This is a genomic window from Arsenophonus nasoniae (genome assembly GCF_004768525.1).
In the GTDB taxonomy this organism is placed as follows: Bacteria; Pseudomonadota; Gammaproteobacteria; order Enterobacterales; family Enterobacteriaceae; genus Arsenophonus; species Arsenophonus nasoniae.
The window spans coordinates 2,837,971-2,857,072 of the sequence record NZ_CP038613.1; the positions used below are offsets into that span (position 1 = coordinate 2,837,971).

The 19,102-nt window shown below is 39.7% G+C and carries 10 protein-coding genes and 7 pseudogenes; 9 read left to right on the forward strand and 8 right to left on the reverse strand.

What is annotated here, in order from left to right; genetic code table 11:
• Positions 1-37 precede the first annotated feature (37 nt).
• Positions 38-778: an SDR family oxidoreductase gene (locus ArsFIN_RS14530; RefSeq protein ID WP_026822291.1), complete on the reverse strand. Its 741-nt coding sequence runs from the start codon at positions 776-778 to the stop codon at positions 38-40.
• Between the two features lie 1,060 nt (positions 779-1,838).
• Between ArsFIN_RS14530 and agaR the strand changes: the two genes are divergently transcribed.
• The 6 genes and pseudogenes from agaR to ArsFIN_RS27570 all read left to right on the forward strand — a co-directional run.
• On the forward strand, positions 1,839-2,612 hold the full coding sequence (gene agaR / locus ArsFIN_RS14535) for a transcriptional repressor AgaR (protein ID WP_026822290.1): 774 nt from the start codon (positions 1,839-1,841) through the stop codon (positions 2,610-2,612).
• Between the two features lie 55 nt (positions 2,613-2,667).
• Positions 2,668-3,969, forward strand: a complete 1,302-nt coding sequence (locus tag ArsFIN_RS14540) for a D-tagatose-bisphosphate aldolase, class II, non-catalytic subunit (protein ID WP_026822289.1) — start codon at positions 2,668-2,670, stop codon at positions 3,967-3,969.
• Positions 3,966-5,122: pseudogene (locus tag ArsFIN_RS14545) on the forward strand (SIS domain-containing protein). Before ArsFIN_RS14540 ends, ArsFIN_RS14545 begins: the two are co-directional and overlap by 4 nt.
• A 12-nt stretch (positions 5,123-5,134) precedes the next feature.
• Positions 5,135-5,617 (forward strand): PTS N-acetylgalactosamine transporter subunit IIB, encoded by a 483-nt coding sequence (agaV, locus tag ArsFIN_RS14550; protein WP_026822285.1) that lies wholly within the window; start codon positions 5,135-5,137, stop codon positions 5,615-5,617.
• Positions 5,617-6,417 (forward strand): PTS N-acetylgalactosamine transporter subunit IIC, encoded by an 801-nt coding sequence (agaW, locus tag ArsFIN_RS14555; RefSeq protein ID WP_406934084.1) that lies wholly within the window; start codon positions 5,617-5,619, stop codon positions 6,415-6,417. The genes agaV and agaW overlap by 1 nt, the downstream gene beginning before the upstream one ends.
• Positions 6,407-6,517, forward strand: a pseudogene (locus tag ArsFIN_RS27570) (PTS N-acetylgalactosamine transporter subunit IID); the annotation flags it as partial. The gene agaW and the pseudogene ArsFIN_RS27570, both read left to right, overlap by 11 nt.
• 28 nt (positions 6,518-6,545) lie before the next feature.
• Here the strand turns inward: ArsFIN_RS27570 and ArsFIN_RS14565 are convergent.
• A protein-coding gene (locus ArsFIN_RS14565) for an IS3 family transposase (protein ID WP_135677411.1) occupies positions 6,546-7,705 on the reverse strand; the annotation gives its coding sequence in 2 pieces (ribosomal slippage) (positions 6,546-7,426 and positions 7,426-7,705; 1,161 coding nt in all).
• A gap of 75 nt (positions 7,706-7,780) precedes the next feature.
• Here ArsFIN_RS14565 and ArsFIN_RS14570 point away from each other — a divergent pair.
• The 3 genes and pseudogenes from ArsFIN_RS14570 to ArsFIN_RS14580 all read left to right on the forward strand — a co-directional run.
• A pseudogene (locus tag ArsFIN_RS14570) lies at positions 7,781-8,560 on the forward strand (PTS system mannose/fructose/sorbose family transporter subunit IID); the annotation flags it as partial.
• 9 nt (positions 8,561-8,569) lie between these two features.
• Complete coding sequence (agaF, locus tag ArsFIN_RS14575; protein WP_026823752.1) at positions 8,570-9,001, forward strand: PTS galactosamine/N-acetylgalactosamine transporter subunit IIA; 432 nt, start codon at positions 8,570-8,572, stop codon at positions 8,999-9,001.
• A gap of 9 nt (positions 9,002-9,010) precedes the next feature.
• Complete coding sequence (locus ArsFIN_RS14580) at positions 9,011-9,865, forward strand: tagatose bisphosphate family class II aldolase (protein ID WP_026823751.1); 855 nt, start codon at positions 9,011-9,013, stop codon at positions 9,863-9,865.
• Between the two features lie 261 nt (positions 9,866-10,126).
• Here the strand turns inward: ArsFIN_RS14580 and ArsFIN_RS14585 are convergent, their stop codons facing one another.
• From ArsFIN_RS14585 to ArsFIN_RS29155, 6 genes and pseudogenes are all read right to left on the reverse strand, one after another.
• On the reverse strand, positions 10,127-10,921 hold the full coding sequence (locus ArsFIN_RS14585) for a hypothetical protein (RefSeq protein ID WP_026823750.1): 795 nt from the start codon (positions 10,919-10,921) through the stop codon (positions 10,127-10,129).
• A gap of 24 nt (positions 10,922-10,945) precedes the next feature.
• Positions 10,946-15,793, reverse strand: coding sequence for a TcdA/TcdB pore-forming domain-containing protein (locus ArsFIN_RS14590; protein WP_026823749.1), 4,848 nt, complete (start codon positions 15,791-15,793; stop codon positions 10,946-10,948).
• Positions 15,794-15,958: 165 nt separating this feature from the next.
• A pseudogene (locus tag ArsFIN_RS26475) lies at positions 15,959-16,096 on the reverse strand (IS91 family transposase); the annotation flags it as partial.
• 67 nt (positions 16,097-16,163) lie between these two features.
• Positions 16,164-16,923 (reverse strand): annotated as a pseudogene (istB, locus tag ArsFIN_RS14595) (IS21-like element helper ATPase IstB).
• Positions 16,910-17,943 (reverse strand): annotated as a pseudogene (gene istA / locus ArsFIN_RS14600) (IS21 family transposase). The pseudogenes istB and istA overlap by 14 nt, the downstream one beginning before the upstream one ends.
• An 88-nt stretch (positions 17,944-18,031) precedes the next feature.
• A pseudogene (locus ArsFIN_RS29155) lies at positions 18,032-19,094 on the reverse strand (IS91 family transposase); the annotation flags it as partial.
• Positions 19,095-19,102 lie beyond the last annotated feature (8 nt).

The following is a 19,102-nucleotide window of genomic DNA, read 5'->3' on the forward strand; positions in this document are numbered from 1 at the left end:
AATAGACCTATCTAACTTAGGTCTATTGAAATTATTATTAAAATTCTTGCCGGGTTGGACGAAATAAAATTTCATTAATATCAACATTTTCTGGTTGTTTTATAGCAAAAATCACCGCTCTAGCATAGGAATCTGCCGGAATGGCATAATCGTTATAAAAAGATCGCATTCTGGCAGCAATATCAGGATCTATAATACTATCAAGTAATTCACTCGTGATTGCCCCGGGCGAAATCACGGTTGTTCTAATATGATACGGTATCATTTCTTGACGCAAACCTTCTGAGACCACCCGCACCGCCGCTTTGCTAGCGGAATAAACTGCACTGCCTGGCTTTACCTTATGTCCTGCGACTGACGAGGTATTAATAATATGGCCACTCATCTGTTTTTTCATATAGGGTAGCGCCGCTGCTATGCCATAAAGCACCCCTTTTAAATTAATATCAATCATCTCATTCCATTCATCTATATGACAATCTTCTAATAGTGATTGCGGCATAATACCGGCATTATTAACTATCGCATCAATTCGGTTATACAAAGCAATTGCTCTATCAACTAATGCCTGCACTTGTTCAGGTTTCGTCACATCAGTTGTGACAACAGCTTCTTTATCAAGATTTAATTCTTCGGCTAATGATTGCAAGCGATCTAGACGACGCGCCCCTAAAACCAGCTTGGCGCCCTCTTTAACTAAATGGCGAGCCAACTCTTCACCTATTCCACTACTTGCTCCGACCACGACAATAACTTTATTTGCAATTCCTCGTGTCATAATCTTTATCCTTTTTATAAACTCTTCATTAGGATGCTTGTCTCAGCAGTTGACCGTTTTTCAATTTAATCTATTGAAAAAATATCTTTATGAGCCATGTAGCGGCGCTATACCTTAAGGTTACTTATCCGACTGTGATAAATGATGCAGATAAAATGTTCAATGTCCTTAATGTACTCAGCAGCTTATTGTTCAACAGCCGTATTTCCCTCTACTCACCGTTAGGGAAATTTTGCCAGCGATTTGATCTTGCTCATTAGATAAAAATAGCCTGCAATGAACAATCGTTAATTCTAACTATAGTAAAAAATAGGCCACTAATGTTGATAAAAAAATAAAAGACCTTACATACTTATGGCAGCTATTTGATTTTTTTAAAACTAAAATAATATGCCATCAAACACATCAAATAAGATTAATATTTTATTTTTTCACAAAAATAAAAATCTTGTTATCTATTTAGTATTATTATCTGTAATTATATAAAAAAAATTAATTAAAAAAATTGATATTATTTTTACACCGATAACAGATAAACTTTAATATTAAGCCAACTTGTTTTTTAACAATTATAATAATCTACCAATCAATTTAATTTAATCGTTAATGCTATTAATTATGATCAATAAAATAACAAATATGGTATTTTGATAATATTTCAAATAATCCTTTTATTTTCTTTTCACTGAAAGTGTAAATATCTACTTTGTTCATAGACTAAGTATTTTTTATTTTGTGATCGCTATCACTAGCCCGACTGTATAAGCGATGATACTGTGATTAAATAAAATATCTTTCGTTTTAATTGTGCCTGGTTTTTTATCAAATGCCATATTATCTGGCTTAAATTTCATTAATAAAAAAATCATCACAATATTATTACTTTCGATATGTCATAAATCGAAAGTAATATAAGGCCAATATGCTATAAAAATGAACTTTAATCATGATCACAGTTTCGTTTACTTGCTTTTGTTGTAATTACTAATGCGTTGTTTGTGTAATTAACTTTAGTTGCTATTGTTTACCACCACGATTTAATAACGTAACAGGAGTTAAAATGAGTACTGATACAATAAAACGCCGAGAAACTATTATCGACATGTTATACCATGATGGTAGTGTAAAAGTGACAACTCTTAGCCAGCGTTTTAATGTCTCCCTGGTGACCATTCGTAATGATCTACGTTATTTAGAAAAAAAAGGCTGTGCCTTACGCTCGTATGGTGGTGCAATGGCAAATAATAAATTTGCTTTTGACAGACCTTTTCAAATAAAAGGTCAAATAGATAGAGCACTAAAAATATTAATCGCAGCAAAAGCGGCTGAGTTTGTGCAAGATGGCGATTCGCTAATTATCGACTCAGGCTCTACAACTGCTGAAATGGTGCCTTTTTTACGTAATCATCACGCCTTGGTGGTTATGACTAACGCACTTAACATCGCTTACCAATTAGCCAATTTTGAGCAAATTGATGTGATCGTTCTAGGCGGTAATACGCGTAAAAACTCCTATTCAATTTATGGTTCTGTGGCAGAACAACAACTTGCTCAATATCGTTTCAATACCTTGTTTCTTGGGGTTGATGGTTTTGATCTTGAAGCTGGCATCACAACGCCTCATCCTGGTGAGGCCCATCTTAATCGTATTATGTGTGATGTAGCACAGCAGATTATTGTAGTAACGGATGGCAGTAAATTTGGCCGTAAAAGCTTTTGTTTAATTTGTGAAACAAAGCAAATTCATCATCTTATTACTGATAGTCGGATCCCAAAACAGTATCGTGAAAAACTAGCTGAACTTGGGGTTAATGTCATTATTGTCGACGAATAACACCCTATTGATTTAATTCTAAATATAAATATACATCAGCTAGCAGGGAAATATTATGCAGTCGCTATTACAACTGATTCATCGTCACAAATCAGGTGATGCAGTCGGGATCTATTCGGTCTGTTCCGCCCACCCTTGGGTATTAGAAAGTGCTTTACAGGTTGCAAAAGAAAGAAAAACAGCGGTATTAATTGAAGCTACCTCCAATCAAGTCAATCAATTTGGCGGCTATACTGGCATGCAACCCAGCGATTTTCGCGATAAAATATTTAACATCGCGAATAAACTGGAGTTTCCCACCCAACAAATTTGGCTAGGGGGTGATCATCTAGGACCTAATGTCTGGCAGAAACTTAGTGCAGAACACGCCATGACATTTTCAGAAACACTGATTTATGACTATGTCAAAGCAGGATTTCGAAAAATCCATCTTGATTGTTCAATGGCTTGTGCCGATGATGCAACACCGTTAACCGACGACATTGTTGCGCAACGAGCAGCCCGTTTGTGCGCAGTGGCGGAACGCAGTTGGCGAGAAAATGGCGGTGAAGCACCGGTTTATGTTATTGGTACTGAAGTTCCTATCCCTGGTGGCGTTAAATCAGCGCTTGCTAAAATACAAATCACATCAGCTCAAGCCGCCGCTAAGACCCTTAATATTCATCAAAATACTTGGCACAATATAGGACTCACCGACGTTTGGCCTAGAGTCATCGCTTTAGTTGTTCAGCCAGGCGTTGAATTTGGCCATCACCAAGTAGAACACTATCAGCCAGAAAAAGCGAAAGTGCTTAGCCAATATATTGAAAGCCATCCTCATATCGTTTACGAAGCCCACTCAACAGATTATCAAACACCACAAACCTACCAAAATTTGGTACGCGATCATTTTGCTATTTTAAAAGTGGGGCCGGCATTAACCTTTGCCTTGCGCGAAGGTCTGTTTGCACTTGATAAATTAGATCGTGAATGGAATGGAGAGCTTGCAGCCGCGCATCTTAGTGAAACCCTTGAACAAGTGATGATGGAACAACCAAATTACTGGCGACCTTATTACCAAGGCAGTGCCCATCAGCAATATATTGCTCGCCAATACAGTTTAAGCGATCGCATTCGTTATTATTGGGCAAATCCCAAAGTCGAGGCGGCAGTTGAAAAGTTATTAACCAACTTACGTCAGCATCCAGTGCCCCTCTCCATGTTAAGCCAATATCTGCCAGAACAAATGGCAGCCATTAATGCAGGTCGCTTATCAGCGACGGATCCGAAAGCATGGGTAAAGGATAAAATTCGTTCGGTATTAATGCATTATGCCATCGCTTGTGAGACAAAAACAGAAGGAGCCGTTGTATTATGATCCCTTTTTTCTCATATGATCCCCTATGGCTTAAAAACCATAAGGCGCAATATACAGTACAAGAAATCCAGCAACAACCTCAGTTATGGCGTAACTTATATCAGACGCTAACAGATAATTCAGCAATGTGGCAAAACTTCCTTCAGCCATTACTAAAACAAACTAATTTACAGATTATTCTGTGTGGCGCCGGCTCTTCAGCCTTTGTTGGCAAATCAATCCACCTTGGTTACGTGAACATAGACATTTAAACGTTTATGCCTTTGCGTCAACGGATATTGTACCGACACCAGGGCAATATCTGGACAAAAGTAAACCCACTTTATTTGTCTCTTATGCCCGTTCAGGTAATAGTCTGGAGAGTGTTGCAGCCATAAAGCTCGCCGATCAATGCCTAACAGAGTGCCATCATTTAATATTAACCTGTAACCTCCAAAGCACACTGACAGACTATGCAAAAAACAGAGCAAATGTCTGTTTACTCACTATGCCTGAAGGATCAAACGATCGTGGCTTTGCAATGACATCCAGTTTTAGTTGTATGGCATTAGCAACCATATTGCTATTAGGCAATTCAAGTTTAAGTCATGCGCAACAAAATTTAACCACATTAACCACTTTGTGTGAAAAGCAAGCGGCCAACTGGCAAAGGATTATTCAACCTGTCATTCAACAAGGTTTCAAGCGCATGATAGTTTTGGGCTCCCACTGTTTTACCGGTATTAGCGAGGAAGCTGCGCTTAAAATGCTAGAGTTAACCGCAGGGTAAGTGGCCACCCGTTATGACTCAACGATGGGAGTACGCCATGGGCCAAAGTTTTTTATTGATAAAGAAACCTTAGTCATTATTCTCCTTTCTCAACAAGCCTATTGCCGACGTTATGATCTGGATCTGCTTAATGAATTAAAACAGGATGGACGGGCAAAAAATATCCTGGCTTTAAGTAGTCTACCTGATAGCAATGCCATTGAACTTAACACCAAGCTTGCTGATATTTGGCTTATTTTTCCCTACCTACTATTTTTGCAATTAATCGCAGTCGAAACTTCACTATTTTTAGGGCTATCACCTGATAATCCCTGTCCAACCGGTGAAGTAAATCGGGTAGTAAAAGGTGTCCATATTTATCCCTACATGCAAGTAGAACAATAATAAGGAGCATATATGTCCCCCCCAAACATTTTAATGACTCGAATTGACAATCGTCTGATCCATGGCCAAGTCGGTATCACTTGGACCAATTCACTGGGGGCCAACTTAGTTGTGGTTGCCAATGATGAAGCCGCCAATGATCCAGTTCAGCAATCACTAATGGACATGGTGGTATCCGATGGCGTCCAAACCCGCTATTTTACCTTACAAAAAACGATCGACATTATTCATAAGGCAGCACAGCGGCAGAAAATTTTCATTGTTTGCAAAACCCCGCAAGATGTTTTGACGCTAGTAAAAGGCGAGGTACCCATCAATTTTGTCAATATTGGTAATATGCATTTCTGCGAAGGAAAAAAACAGATCCATAAAACCGTTTCCGTTGATCACAGTGACATAGAGGCTTTTCGTCAGCTTAGTCAATTAGGCATCCCCTGTGAAATTCGCCGCGTGCCAGACGAAACGGGTGAAAATATTACCAATCTGCTGAATTAATGGAGGCAAATATGTTCACTGATGCATTATTGATCGCCTTATTAGCAGGCATTGCCGGCGTTGATCTATTTGATGGGCTCACTCATCTTCATCGTCCGATTGTTATAGGACCCATTGTCGGGTTAATTTTAGGTGATGTGCAGACCGGTCTATTAGTTGGCGGAACATTAGAACTTGTTTGGATGGGGATGGTGCCACTTGCTGGTGCGCAACCCCCTAATGTGGTTATCGGCGGTATTATTGGCACTGCTTTTGCGATTCTCACCCAGTCTGATCCTAAAGTTGCTATTGGCATTGCCATTCCTTTTTCGATTGCGGTGCAAGGTTGCATTACCCTATTATTTACGCTTTATTCACCCATGATGCATAAATGCGATCAAATGGTCAAAAATCTCAATTGGCGCGGCGTTGAGTGGGTAAACTATCTTGGCATTATTATTCTATTCTGTTTTTACTTTATCGTTGCCTTCTTACCGATTTATTACGGCGCTGCCGCCGCCAGTACTATGGTACAAAAAGCCCCACAATGGCTACTCGATGGGCTGGCAGTTGCTGGTGGTATGATGCCGGCAATCGGCTTCGCTTTGCTAATGAAAATCATGATGAAAAAAACTTATGTCGCTTATTTTATCTTAGGTTTTCTCGCAGTTACCTTCCTTAATCTACCGATTATCGCCATCGCTTTAGGCGCCTTTGCTATCGCTTTAATCGATTTCTTTAACCGCACTCGTAATAATGATGGCGAGACAGCAAACATGCCATCACAAACCAATCAGCAGGAGATGAATGATGGCATTTAATGGCTCTGATGAAGAAATGGCAAAAAAAAGCGAAAAACGCATGGCACAAGCTCTTGCTACCAGCCAGGTAGAAAGTGATGACTATATTGATACCACCCCTGTAATGGTCAACAAATTCTGTAGAAGATCTAAGCGGCATTTTTTAGTTCATGATATTTTTGATGTGGCGTTAAATAACCAATCGTTGAATGGCGTCGATAATAATTGTAAAACTGAATATAATTTTCAACTTCACAGACAACAGATTGATGATTCATAAACGATAAACGGTTAAGTCTTTCTGTCTTTAAACTCCTAAAAAATCTTTCCATCACGGCATTATCGAGGCAATTACCTCGCCGACTCATGCTTTGAGTTATTTTCCGTTCAAAGAGGTGCGCCCTAAACTCCTCCGATGAATATTGGCAACCTTGATCTGAATGGAACATCAAACTTGTCGTATCCGGTAATTGCCGTTCAATTGCGTTATCTAAGGCTTCTTTCACTAATTTCGAATCCGGTTTTGTTGATAAGGCATAACCAATAATTTCTTTGGTGGCTAAATCCAACACACAGGCTAAATAGCTCCACCCATAGTGATGTCTAATATACGTGATATCCCCGACATAATAGTGATTATGCTGTTCAGGGGAAAATTGTCGTTTAAGCAAATTAGGGGCATATCGATGTTCGTTACCCGATGAGTGATAGTAGTGCTTTTTCGTTGGTCTAATTGCAACTAATTGATTTAATTTCATGATGTTCGATATTTTATAAGTGCCAATTTGGTGCCCTAAACCCTTTAACTCGGCTTGAATACGTCTTTTGCCATAAATTTGACCCGATGTATAAAAAATACGTTTGATTTCGCCACACAGTCTTTCATTTTCAACTGTCGGTATTTTCGTTTCATAATAAAAACTACTGCTGCTTACTTCAAAAAGATGGCATAACTCAGTGACCGTAAAATTGGGGTACATGATTTTCAGTTGCTTCACGATTTTGAGTTTTGATTGTCGAGGATGAAGTAAGCCGCGGCTTTTTTTAATATGTCATTATCCCTCTGAGCACGCTTAAGTTGAACTTCTAATTCTTGTATGCGCTGTTGCTCGGGTGTTAACGCTTTTGATTTTACAGGCGTATTCCCATTTAACTCGGCAAGATATTGTTGCTTCCATCGTGATACGGCAGATTTACCCGCACCGGATATTTTTTCAACTTGGATATTGCTATATCCACCTTCAACCATGAGTTTTGCATATTCCAGTTTTTGCTTTCCGCTAAAGGTTACTTTTACTTTTCGGGTCATATTTATACCTATAAGATTTTGCTTAATTATAAGCTATAAATCTCTACAGTTTTATTAGACCACTACACCCTCGGTAAAGCATTAACTTCCTATGACATCAATGTTATGGCATTACGTTCTCTCCTTTTACAAGCTTCTTTTAACTATGAACGTATGCAAGCCGGTGGATGGTTATATACGCTAATTCCCGCTTTACGTAAAATTCATAAAAATCCACAAGATCTTGCCAATTCCATGAAAATGCATATGGAATTTATTAATGTTCACCCGTTTGATGTCACTTTTTTATCCGGCCTAGTATTAGCAATGGAGCGCAGTAAAGAGAAAATTTCGACTATTCGCGCAGTTAAAGTTGCCTTGATGGGGCCATTAGGGGGAATAGGTGATGCCTTATTTTGGCTGACTCTACTACCAATCTGTGCTGGTATTGGTGCTTCACTTGCTTTACAGGGTAGTATTTTTGGCCCGATCGTTTTCTTATTGTTATTTAATATTGTTCATTTTGCCTTACGATTTGGTTTAGCGCATTACGGTTATCAAGCAGGGACTAAAGCAATTGCGATACTAAAAACGCATACCAAAAATATTTCTCATGCTGCCTCTATTGTCGGTATGACGGTAATTGGGGCATTAGTAGCTTCCTATGTTCATCTCTCTACGCCGTTAGTACTAAAAGCCGGTGAGGCTAAGGTAGCATTACAAACAGATGTGCTGGATAAATTAATGCCCAATTTATTACCACTGGCTTTCACACTGATCGTCTACGGTTTTTTGAAACGAGGCTTTTCACCAGTAAAAATGATCGGCATTACCATTCTATTTGGGCTGGCCGGTAAATTAGTTGGATTCTTATAAGGAGTAAATATGTTAGGCATTGTCATTACTGGCCATGGAAGCTTTGCTAGTGGTTTAATGCAAGCAATGGAGCAAATTGTTGGCAAACAATTGCAATGTACTGCCATTGATTTTACTGAAGGCATGACAACAGAAGATCTATATGAAGCACTAAATCAAGCCAGTAAAATTTGTGATGAGGGTGATGGCTTAGTATTTCTTACTGATTTACTAGGCGGCACACCCTTTTATCAAGCCGCGCAGTTAACATTGCCCCATCCACAATGGCAAGTCCTAACCGGAACAAATATGCAAATGGCAGTTGAAATGATGCTAGAACGACAAAGTCTCGATGCAGAAAAATTTCGTGATATGGCGCTGGATTGTGGCCATCAAGGATTAACCAGTTTATGGCATCAACAACAGCAAAATAAAGGATCCCATAATAATGATGGTATTTAAGGAGTTACCATGTATTTAATTTCTACCCGAGAAATGCTAAAAAATGCCCAACGGGGGCGATATGCGATACCGGCGTTTAATGTTCACAATTTAGAAACTATTCAAGTTGTGGTAGAAACTGCGGCCAACATGGCTTCACCGGTCATTCTGGCCGGTACACCGAGTACCTTTACCTATGCCGGCCTTGAATACATAGTATCTATTTGCACCCAGGCCGCTTCATTAAACAAACTACCCCTTGCGCTTCATCTGGATCATCATGAAGAATTGACCGATATCTGCCATAAAGTTAAAGCCGGAGTTCGCTCGGTGATGATCGATGCCTCCCATCTACCCTTTGCAGAAAACATCGATACAGTAGCTAATGTTGTTCAATTTTGCCACCGCTACGATGTAAGTGTCGAAGCCGAATTAGGACGCTTAGGGGGGCAAGAAGATGAATTAATCGTTGATAGTAAAGAGAGTTTTTATACCGACCCAAGTGCCGCTAAAAAATATGTTGCACAAACTGGCATAGACTCACTGGCCGTTGCTATTGGATCGGCTCACGGACTCTACCACGATGAACCTCACCTTGATTTTAAACGCCTGGCGGAGATCCAGCGTCAAGTTGATATTCCATTAGTGTTACATGGAGCATCAGGTATATCTGAAGAGATGATACGTCAATCTATTTCATTGGGGATCTGTAAAGTCAATGTGGCCACCGACTTAAAGATTGCCTTTGCTGATGCAGTAAAACAATATTTATCTGAACATCCTGATGCTAACGATCCGCGCAAATATATCACACCAGGAAAACAAGCAATGCAGCAAGTCGTAGAGAATAAGATTCTGATGTGTAATAGTGCCGGTAAAATCTAGCGCGATATTGCCACATCCAGCCACTAGTATTTAACAAAATCCGATGATTAATTATCTGTTAAGAGCCTATTGCAACCCTATTAAATAACAAAGCTGGCTTAATCTTCATTAAAACAGATAAAAAACAGCAATGATAAAAATAAATCATCCAATTACTGACCAAATATTTACGTTCAAATAAATTGATATTCGACAGAGCTAACTAAATAATTAAAATCAGTTTTTGTTTGATAACAAAACAACAATGGTCTGAAAAGTAGACTAAGCAAAAGTGGCCCATAAAGGATCAGCTGGAATATCTGAGATCAAGAGCCCGCTTTCTGTCGGCGTCAAGGTGACGATGGCGGGCTGCAAAAAACGATATTGCTGTTGTTCATCATTATCATAAATCAATGCTTCCCGCCGATCTTCTGATAGCCCTAAATAAACCAGATCATGATTCGCATCTACACTGCTTCCAGCCTGGACTATCCGACCAGCTATACTATCATACCAAGCTCTTATCGGATCCCCCGCCTGATCCTGCAATCCATGCAACATTAAGTAATCAGTTGAGTATGGCATCGCTTTAATAAGCTTATCCAACTCTAACTTAGCATCGTCATGATGCTGACGTAACCACTCCTGTGAAACCCCGAGTAAGACATTTTTACCCTGGTTATCCAACAAACTAAATGCCCCATCATCACGCAGACTAAATAACTTATTATTGATAGGAAAAAGTGATTTAATATTGCTCGCAACTAATTGCGCCTGATTATGGGATAAACCATCATCTGATTGAAAGTAGAGTTCATGTTTTTGTGGATTGTAAAAATAATAACTGGGCGCATCACCGGTTGTGTTCGCCGCAAGAATAAATTCTGTCATCGCAGTTAATGACGGCAACTGACTTTCTGGCAGCTCATTTGCAGGGTCTAGTGGATCAGTCGTTTGCGGCTTGACTTTGGGCAGGTTTAAGCTGATCGTTTTATGGACATGCTTATCTTTCGTTATTATCCAATAATACTTTTCCTGTCCATCAAGATAACCGGATAAATAGAGTGTATCAGCCACCTGACTCGGAACAAGCGCCGTTGGTTAAACAAGTTCATATCGGGTGTCTAGCGCCAAAAAAGGAATTTTATTGCGTTCAGCTAATAACTGCCCACTATTGTGATCCTCAATGATAAAATCTACCGGCTTTTTCATCTCATCTAGAATTGCCAATAGACGTTGATCATTATTAATGGCAACCAATTTTAACGCCGTATCCTCAACAATATAGACACTACGCATATTCTTTCCCTGTTCAATCACAAAAAGTAATTGGCCATTTCCCTGTATAGTATAGCTACGAATCATGTCATGACTTTCAGTTGCAAAGCTAAATGGCTGATATTGTTTCATAATCTTTCCACTGCTAATTTCTACCTGCCAAATAGCAGTATCGCGATAAAACCAGGCTTTATCACCGTCAACTTTAGCTAACACCGCTTGACTTAGAAATTCTGCCTCACCTGGCCGATTAGTATAAATCATACGACTACGAGCGGTTTCATAATAAGCTCTGCCTACCTGTCCCACCGCATTATCCGGTTGATAGTGATCGATAATGACAAATGGCGTCGGATGCTCCTGAATATTAGCTAACATTTTTAGATATTCATCCAGCGAATTATTATTGAAACGCATTGCATCCATATGAATGATATGCATTTGCTGACTTTTTTCATCAAAAACAAAAATCCCTTCTTTATTTATCACCGAAATCTGACTAGCATTTTTCGGTAACGTGACGATAACATTATCAATATAAAGATAGTCACCCTCTTCACTAACCTGCATATTAGTGCCCGATTTAAGGTAACGCGCATCCAATACCCAACGCGTATTGGCATGATTTGATACTAAGGTTATTGGCACACCTTTCGCTAAGCTAATCCGATATTCTCCCTCACCACCAATTAACTGATAACTCATATAGCGCTGAAAATCGATCGGCAATGCAGGGATCACCAATTCCCTATCGCGATCGTCCAAAATGACTTTGATGGGTGTCGAAACATAATCGGGTATAATTTTATAGATCGCGCGCTCGCCGGGAAAAGCATAAAAATCGAAGTCAAACCGACCATCTTGTTCCAGTTTTCTTAATAGATCAAAGCCTCTATCATCGCGTGTGGTGACAAAAGGTAAAATCATATAGGCATAATCCAGGTAAGTAATCGGCGTACCTGGCAGGATTAGAACATCATCACCTGGCTTAAAGTTAGATTGACTACTTTGATAGCCCAATCCCTGTCGAATATTGATCGCCTGGCTTTTATCTCGATTTACGCCTCGATTGGGCCAGAACAAGAAATAATTACTGTGACCTGATCCGCTGGAATAAGTAGGATCATTACGATAGAGATACTGACTATCAAAAGTGAGTTTATTTTGGCGTAAATCCAGCTCGGTAATAACTGCACCCGGGATCGGCTCCATAATAATGACCGCATCGCTGTCAGCTATTTTTTTCTTTATCTGCCGATAACCACCCTGCTTATAAGCCAAATCGACATCGGCAAAATAGTTACCGACTATCTGTACATTATGGGTTACCTTGCCAAACGCTTCTGCCAACGCGCTAACCCCTATCCCTAGTCCTGCCAGTGGGACAGATAGAGCGCCAGTAAACGCAGCCGTCGTCTGTGCTCCAGCCATCCACGCACCTATCCCTACACCAGCAACCGCTAAATTAGTGCTATCAACCCCTAACTGAGCACTAAAAACCGCACGTTGCAGATCATTTTGCGCATTAGCTAACTCAATACTATCCAAAGCAATGCTACTAAAATTTAATATAAAATCAGTCGCACGATGAAAATGAAAGACTTCGCCTAGTAATCCTTTCGTTGCCTGTTTGCCCTGATTTACCGCCATGTGATACAAACTGGCCAATTTCAGGGTATCCTCCACTGTCCCATGCGCTATCTGAGTCAAATTAAGATAAGCGTGGATATTAATTGCCGTACTAAGGGTTTCTGATAACTCATTATCCACCACCCCAAACCGATGGTTATTGGCAAACCAAGGGATCAGCTCTTTTATCAGGAAAGCGGCATTTAATCCATGTACCCCCTCCGCATCAGTGATATTATCCCGCAGAGCTAATGTTTTACCATTGTAATGATAAGCTTTGCTAACTATTGCTAGGTATTCATTATATTTGTTAATAAAATCAATAATATATTTATTATTGATAATCAATTTTTTTAGTAGATGAGTCTCTTGATGAATGAACTGTAAAACATAACTACCTGGCTGCGTTTTACTTTTGCTAAAACTGGTGAAAAGCGGTAACCACTTTTGTAGCGACAATTGGTGATAATGATAAAATTGGATCATAGTCGATTGAAATTGCTCTGCCAGCTTAATAAAAGACAAAAATTTATAAGAGACAGACCCCAGCCCGAGCGGATCACCTAAAGTCGATTTTTCCATCCCATTTTTTATCCGGCTATCGACTGTTTTAGCGGCTGTTTTCTCAATATGCCAATCATTTGTCTCATGATTAAAAAGCAGCGTGGTTTTATTACCCGCTTCCATCAACCGTTTTCTGCCTTCATCATTGACTATCAGCTTAGATGAGTAGGCAGAAACAGAATAAGGTCGAATCGTTTCATCTAAGGCCTCAGCAAATTGTTGGACATAACTGGTTTGCTGCTTATCATCAGCCAACGAGCAACCAACCAGATTGATGTGTTTTGGCGAAACCGTCATGCCTAAATCAGCCACCAACTGTTTTAATTGCAGTGCCAACGGTTTAGGCTCACGCCAGGCCAGGCTGACCTGATCACCATCAAGCTGATTATCGCGTCCATGACCCACTAACTGCCAACGCAGCTTAGCTTGCTCTCGTAAACCTTTTGTATTGCCATACACAACATAACTATTTCCATGACTATCAAGCTGAATTAAAACCGATATTTGCGGATGTTTTTTCAGTAATTGGAGCGCAGCTTCAGTTACTATCGGATCATTTTCCAGCTGGATAATTAATTGACCATCAAACTGGCTACTTTCCCCTTCATTATCAAAATGAATAGGCGAAATTTTCCAATCTGATACATTACGGTCAGAGGCTATGGTATCAGCATCTCCGCTTGATGCCGTCAAGGTAAACTTATTAGGTAGCGAGATCAATTTGTCAAACACGGGATTATTATTAAAAATAATTTCTTTTAACGTATTCGGTAGATCAGTTGGAATGCTTGCCAACTGATTATTACTTACATCTAGCTTTATTAATCCTTGTGGTAGCTGATCTGGTAATTTAACAATTTGATTATTATAAACATTTATATATTGCAGTTCATTTGACAGAACTTTAGGCAAATGACTCAATTGGTTACTATAAGCATCAAGCGTATTTAACGCTGGTGGTAGCTTATCCGGTAACCTATTTAATTGGTTATTACTGACATCTAATACTAATAATGAATGAGGCAGATTAATTGGTAATAAACACAATTGGTTACCACTAACATCTAATCTCAATAACATTTGTGGCAATTGATTAGTTAAATAAGTTAATTGATTGTTGCGAACATGCAAATCTTCGATTTTATAAGGTAAACTAACCGGCAAAAGCGTCAAATGGTTATTATTAGCGGTAAGATATCTTAATTTTTCTGGCAAATGATCAGGTAAATTATCCAATTGATTGTTGCTAACATTAAGGCTTACTAAACTACTTGGCAACTGTTCGGGCAAGCTTGTTAGCCGATTATCATGTGCAGCCAGTTTTTCTAACTTATCTGGCAACTTATCTGGCAAATCACTCAATCGATTATTACTAACATCAAGTGTTGTTAAGTTATTAGACAAATCAGTTAGCAAATTTGTTAATTTATTATGACTAAGATCAAGGCTGGTAAGCTTATAGGGTAAATAGATAGGTATTTTAACAAGTTGATTATTATGCGCATCAAGTACATTTAAATCAGCGGGGAGATTATCGGCTATGACAGACAAATGATTATTGTCAACCAATAAAATTTTGAGTTGATTTGGTAAATGATCAGGCAGATTTCTCAGCAGATTACCACTGACATTTAGATGCTGTAATGCATCGGGTAAGCTATTAGATAACGTCTTCAATTTGTTATTGCTAACAGAAAGAAATTGTAAAAATTTTGGCCACTTATCAGGCAAAACCGCTAACCAATTACTATGTACATCAATATTTCTTAAATCATCCGGTAAATTATCAGGTAAAAAAGTGAGTTTATTACGATGAATATAAAGATTTTCTAATCCAGCAGGCAAACTAGTTGGCAATTCAGTTAACTGATTATTACCAGCATTAAAATAAACTAACTGATCGGGTAATTGTTCAGGCAACACTTTTAATTGATTACCACTAACATTAAGATAGCGTAATGAATCTGGCAGATAATCTGGTAAGTGAGTTAATTGATTATTACCCAGTGCCAAATAGGTTAAAGTATTGGGTAAAAGGGTCGGTAAAGAAATTAATTGATTATTCCGCGCATCAAGATGCTTTAAGTTATCGGGCAAATTATCGGCAAACGTTGTCAGTTGATTATTGTGAACGTCTAAATTTTCAACACTATTTGGTATATGATTAGGTAAAGTCGTTAGTGCCAAACCGGATAAATCAAGCGACTTCTCGCCGTTTTTAAGACAACTGATCAACCGCTGTAATGCGATGTCTCTATATTCTCCCGAATCTTTATCAACTAAACTCGTCCATTTCATCCATTCTGTAATCGCTGATACGGTAATAGAATTCGAATGGTTGCTGGTATTTTGGGATATTAACCGATGCAATACTTTCTCTGGAAGCGGTAAGGTAGAATCAATGACCAGATCTTGTAATGTGGCTGGAAAATCATCAGGCAGCTTAATTAACGGGTTATTATAAACATCGAGTTTCACCAACTGTTCATGGTTAGGAATCTCAATCAATACAGTAAGGCATTAATGGAGGTGTTTTGAACTCAATATTTCTATTAAATTCTGACAGTTTTCTCGTTGATTAACCATGAGAACAGTAATTCGGTTAAATTATCATCTAAAAGCCTAATAATAGGCACACTGCTCCTAGGCTGCGGTTTGTAACCATCGTTTTTTGACCATTTTATCCCGCCTTTCTGACAGTAAAGTGACGGCGTGTATTCCTTTTTCCGCACTCATAAACCGCAATCGGTTTCCACATAAAATACATTGGTACGGGTCAGTGTCAACGATCACCGAAAACTGATCCACTTTTTATCTAAATCCGATCAATCAAAATTGATCCACTGTTTTACTCAGTTATTGCTCCTGAGCGCCGCTTATCTTTCAATCGGTAGCTTTCACCGCTTAATTGCAGTACATGCGAATGATGAAGTAAACGATCAAGCATAGCGGCAGTTAATGTTGCGTCATCAGCAAAAGCACTTGGCCATTGCCCAAATGATAGGTTACTCGTCAATATGACACTGCCATGCTCATAACGCTTGGCAATCACATTGAAAAACAGGTTTGCTTCTTCTCGCCCAAACGGCAGGTATCCAATCTCATCGATAATCAACAACTTCGGGGCCATCACCGAACGTGATAGATATTGTTTGAGCTTATTTTGTCGTTTGGCAGTTGAGAGTTGCAACATCAGTTCAGCTGCTGTGGTAAAGCGGGTTTTCTTCTTGGCCTGTACTGCTTTTAATCCTAACCCAATAGCTAAATGCTTTTTGCCTACACCGCTTGGGCCAAGCAACACGACATTTTCATTACGTTCAATAAACGTTAATGCGCTTAATTCCTGTATGTGTTGTTTGGGGATCCCCGTTGCAAACTTAAAATCGAACGTATTAAGTTCTTTATGTGCTGGGAATCCTGCCATCCGACTCAAAAGATTACGAGTTCGTTCATCTCGTTGTTGTTGCTCACATTTTAACAGGGACAGTAAAACTCTCCGTAGCTTTTGTCTTGGGCAATGCATTTTCGGCAAGTGATGACCAATGAGTCGGAATAGAATTTAATTTCAATGACTCACACAGGTGTTCAATTTGTTCATGCAATAACATGTTCACCTCCCAGTAATGCTTCGTATACGCTGATTGAGTGTTGCAAACTGACAGATTCAAGGGCGGTACGATAGGGATATTAAGCGTATTAGTCTGTGGGATAGATTGGCAAACCCTTGCTGGTAAGGGTAGAAGAGACTTAACTTCCTTAGCTAATCTATCTGCTGGCTTCTCTAACGTTGTTCCATGAATTCGCTGATGGGCAACGCGTTGTAACCATGGACCCACTTTTGCATTAGCTATTTCAATATCCAGTTCAAGATTATGAGCACGAAGGTCGGTGTTTAATGGCACGATAAAGCTGTTTTAAATAGTGGTTAAAGCGCTCTACTTTCCCTTTCGTTTTGCCCTGTAGGGCTTGCAAGCCTTCAATTTAAACCCGTAATCTTTCGACATTTGAAGCATTTCGACATGTAATTTATGATCACCTTCTGCATAAGCATCCCGTTCGATGATGAGGGATTTTGCGTTATCACACAATACTTCCTGTGGTACACCACCAAAGTAGTCGAAAGCTTCTCTTAAACCTTGCTGCCACGATTCTGCTCGTTCATTATCAAAGAACTTTACATAACTCGCACGCGAATAGCCTAGCGTTGCAACAAACGCTTTCAGCGATTTTACCTCGCCGGATGCTGGTGAAGTCGATTTGCATTTGTTGACCTGGCTGTGTTTCAAAACGGACGACTACTTCGGGAACAATGCTTGGTTTAAATTGACAAACAAATCGGCGTAATTGAGCAATACCACCTTGATAGCCGTTTTCAACTACCTCATCAAATAAGACTGTTGCAGGGATCCAATCAGGTTTAGCCAGTTCAATTCGCTGAAGCAAATAAGGTTTAAAGGGGATAATTTAGTCGGTTGTTGACTTCTTTTAGCATAAGTTGGCATTGTCTGTTGTTGTAAATGATGTTTTACGGTGTTACGGGATATACCCAACTCACTGGCAATTTTTCGAAGGCTTTGTCCTTGTGCAAAGCGAACATGAATATCCACAAATATCTCCTTGGTTAACATAAATTATCCGTACAAAAATGTGCGAATAATACCAAGTGGATCAGTTTTAGATGATCGTTAGTGGATCAGTTTTGCATGATCGGTGACAGTCAGTATTTAAAAAACCTTTGATAAGGGCCCCAAACCCAGGTTTTTCAGGCACATTAGGAGATATCATGTCTAACGCCTCATACACCTTCGGTAATAAGCACCCGCGTTTGCGATTGGCTAAAAAACCGTAATAACGGATTATCTTAAAATGTCGCGCAGGGATATGACTGACATAACGCCGTATCATTTCTTCTTGGGATAAGGTCTGTCGTCTGTATTGTTGGCTGTGGTGGTCATAGTAATGATGAACCACGGTGCCGCCGCTGTAGTGTTTCAATTGAGAAGCGGAGATAGGGGGACGTTTAAGATAACGGCCCAGATATTTCACATTATGCCAGGCCCCGCGTGTCTTTTTGGCAAAATGTACTTTCAATAACGTTGAAACTGGGCATTGAGGTAACGGCACCAGGTCTGATAATTGCGAATGTGCCCGAAGCCAGGCAATTTATTGGGTTGTAACTGAAAATAGTTATCCCTAAGGAGTCGAATGACCGCACTGCGCCAGACCTTTTCAACGTCTTTCTTTTAAAGAAAATCGGTTTCCAGGTGTCATATTGAGTGAGTCCCCACGCGTGACGGATAAATGAATATGCGGATGTTGATTGAGTTGGCGACCGTAAGTATGCAGCGCACAAAATGCCAATTTCTAGGCCTTGGCGCTTGGCGTGTTTGAGCATGGCGCGGGTTGCACAGCGAAAGAGTTGGTTGAGCAAGTACCAGTTATTGTTAAAAAAAAGCCAAAGTAGGTGAGGCATAGTGAGGGTAATATGTTGCCATTCGCAATCCGGCAAAATATGGCGCTGCTGGGCAATCCACTGTTCGGTGCCTTTGAGGCCACACGCACTGCAGGCTTTGGATTTACAGGTTTGACAAAAGAAGCGTGAATGAGAGCATTCAGGTGAAGAACAGCAATAACGGCGAACGCCCATAGCGCAGGTGCTGCAGGCGAGCATCTTTTCGACAGAGAGTAGTTGCCATTCATCCACGTAATTATTTTCGATGAAAAGGTTCCATCCGTCATCGTATTGAAATAGCAGTTTTGCAGGTCTGGGGATGTACATAGAGCAGA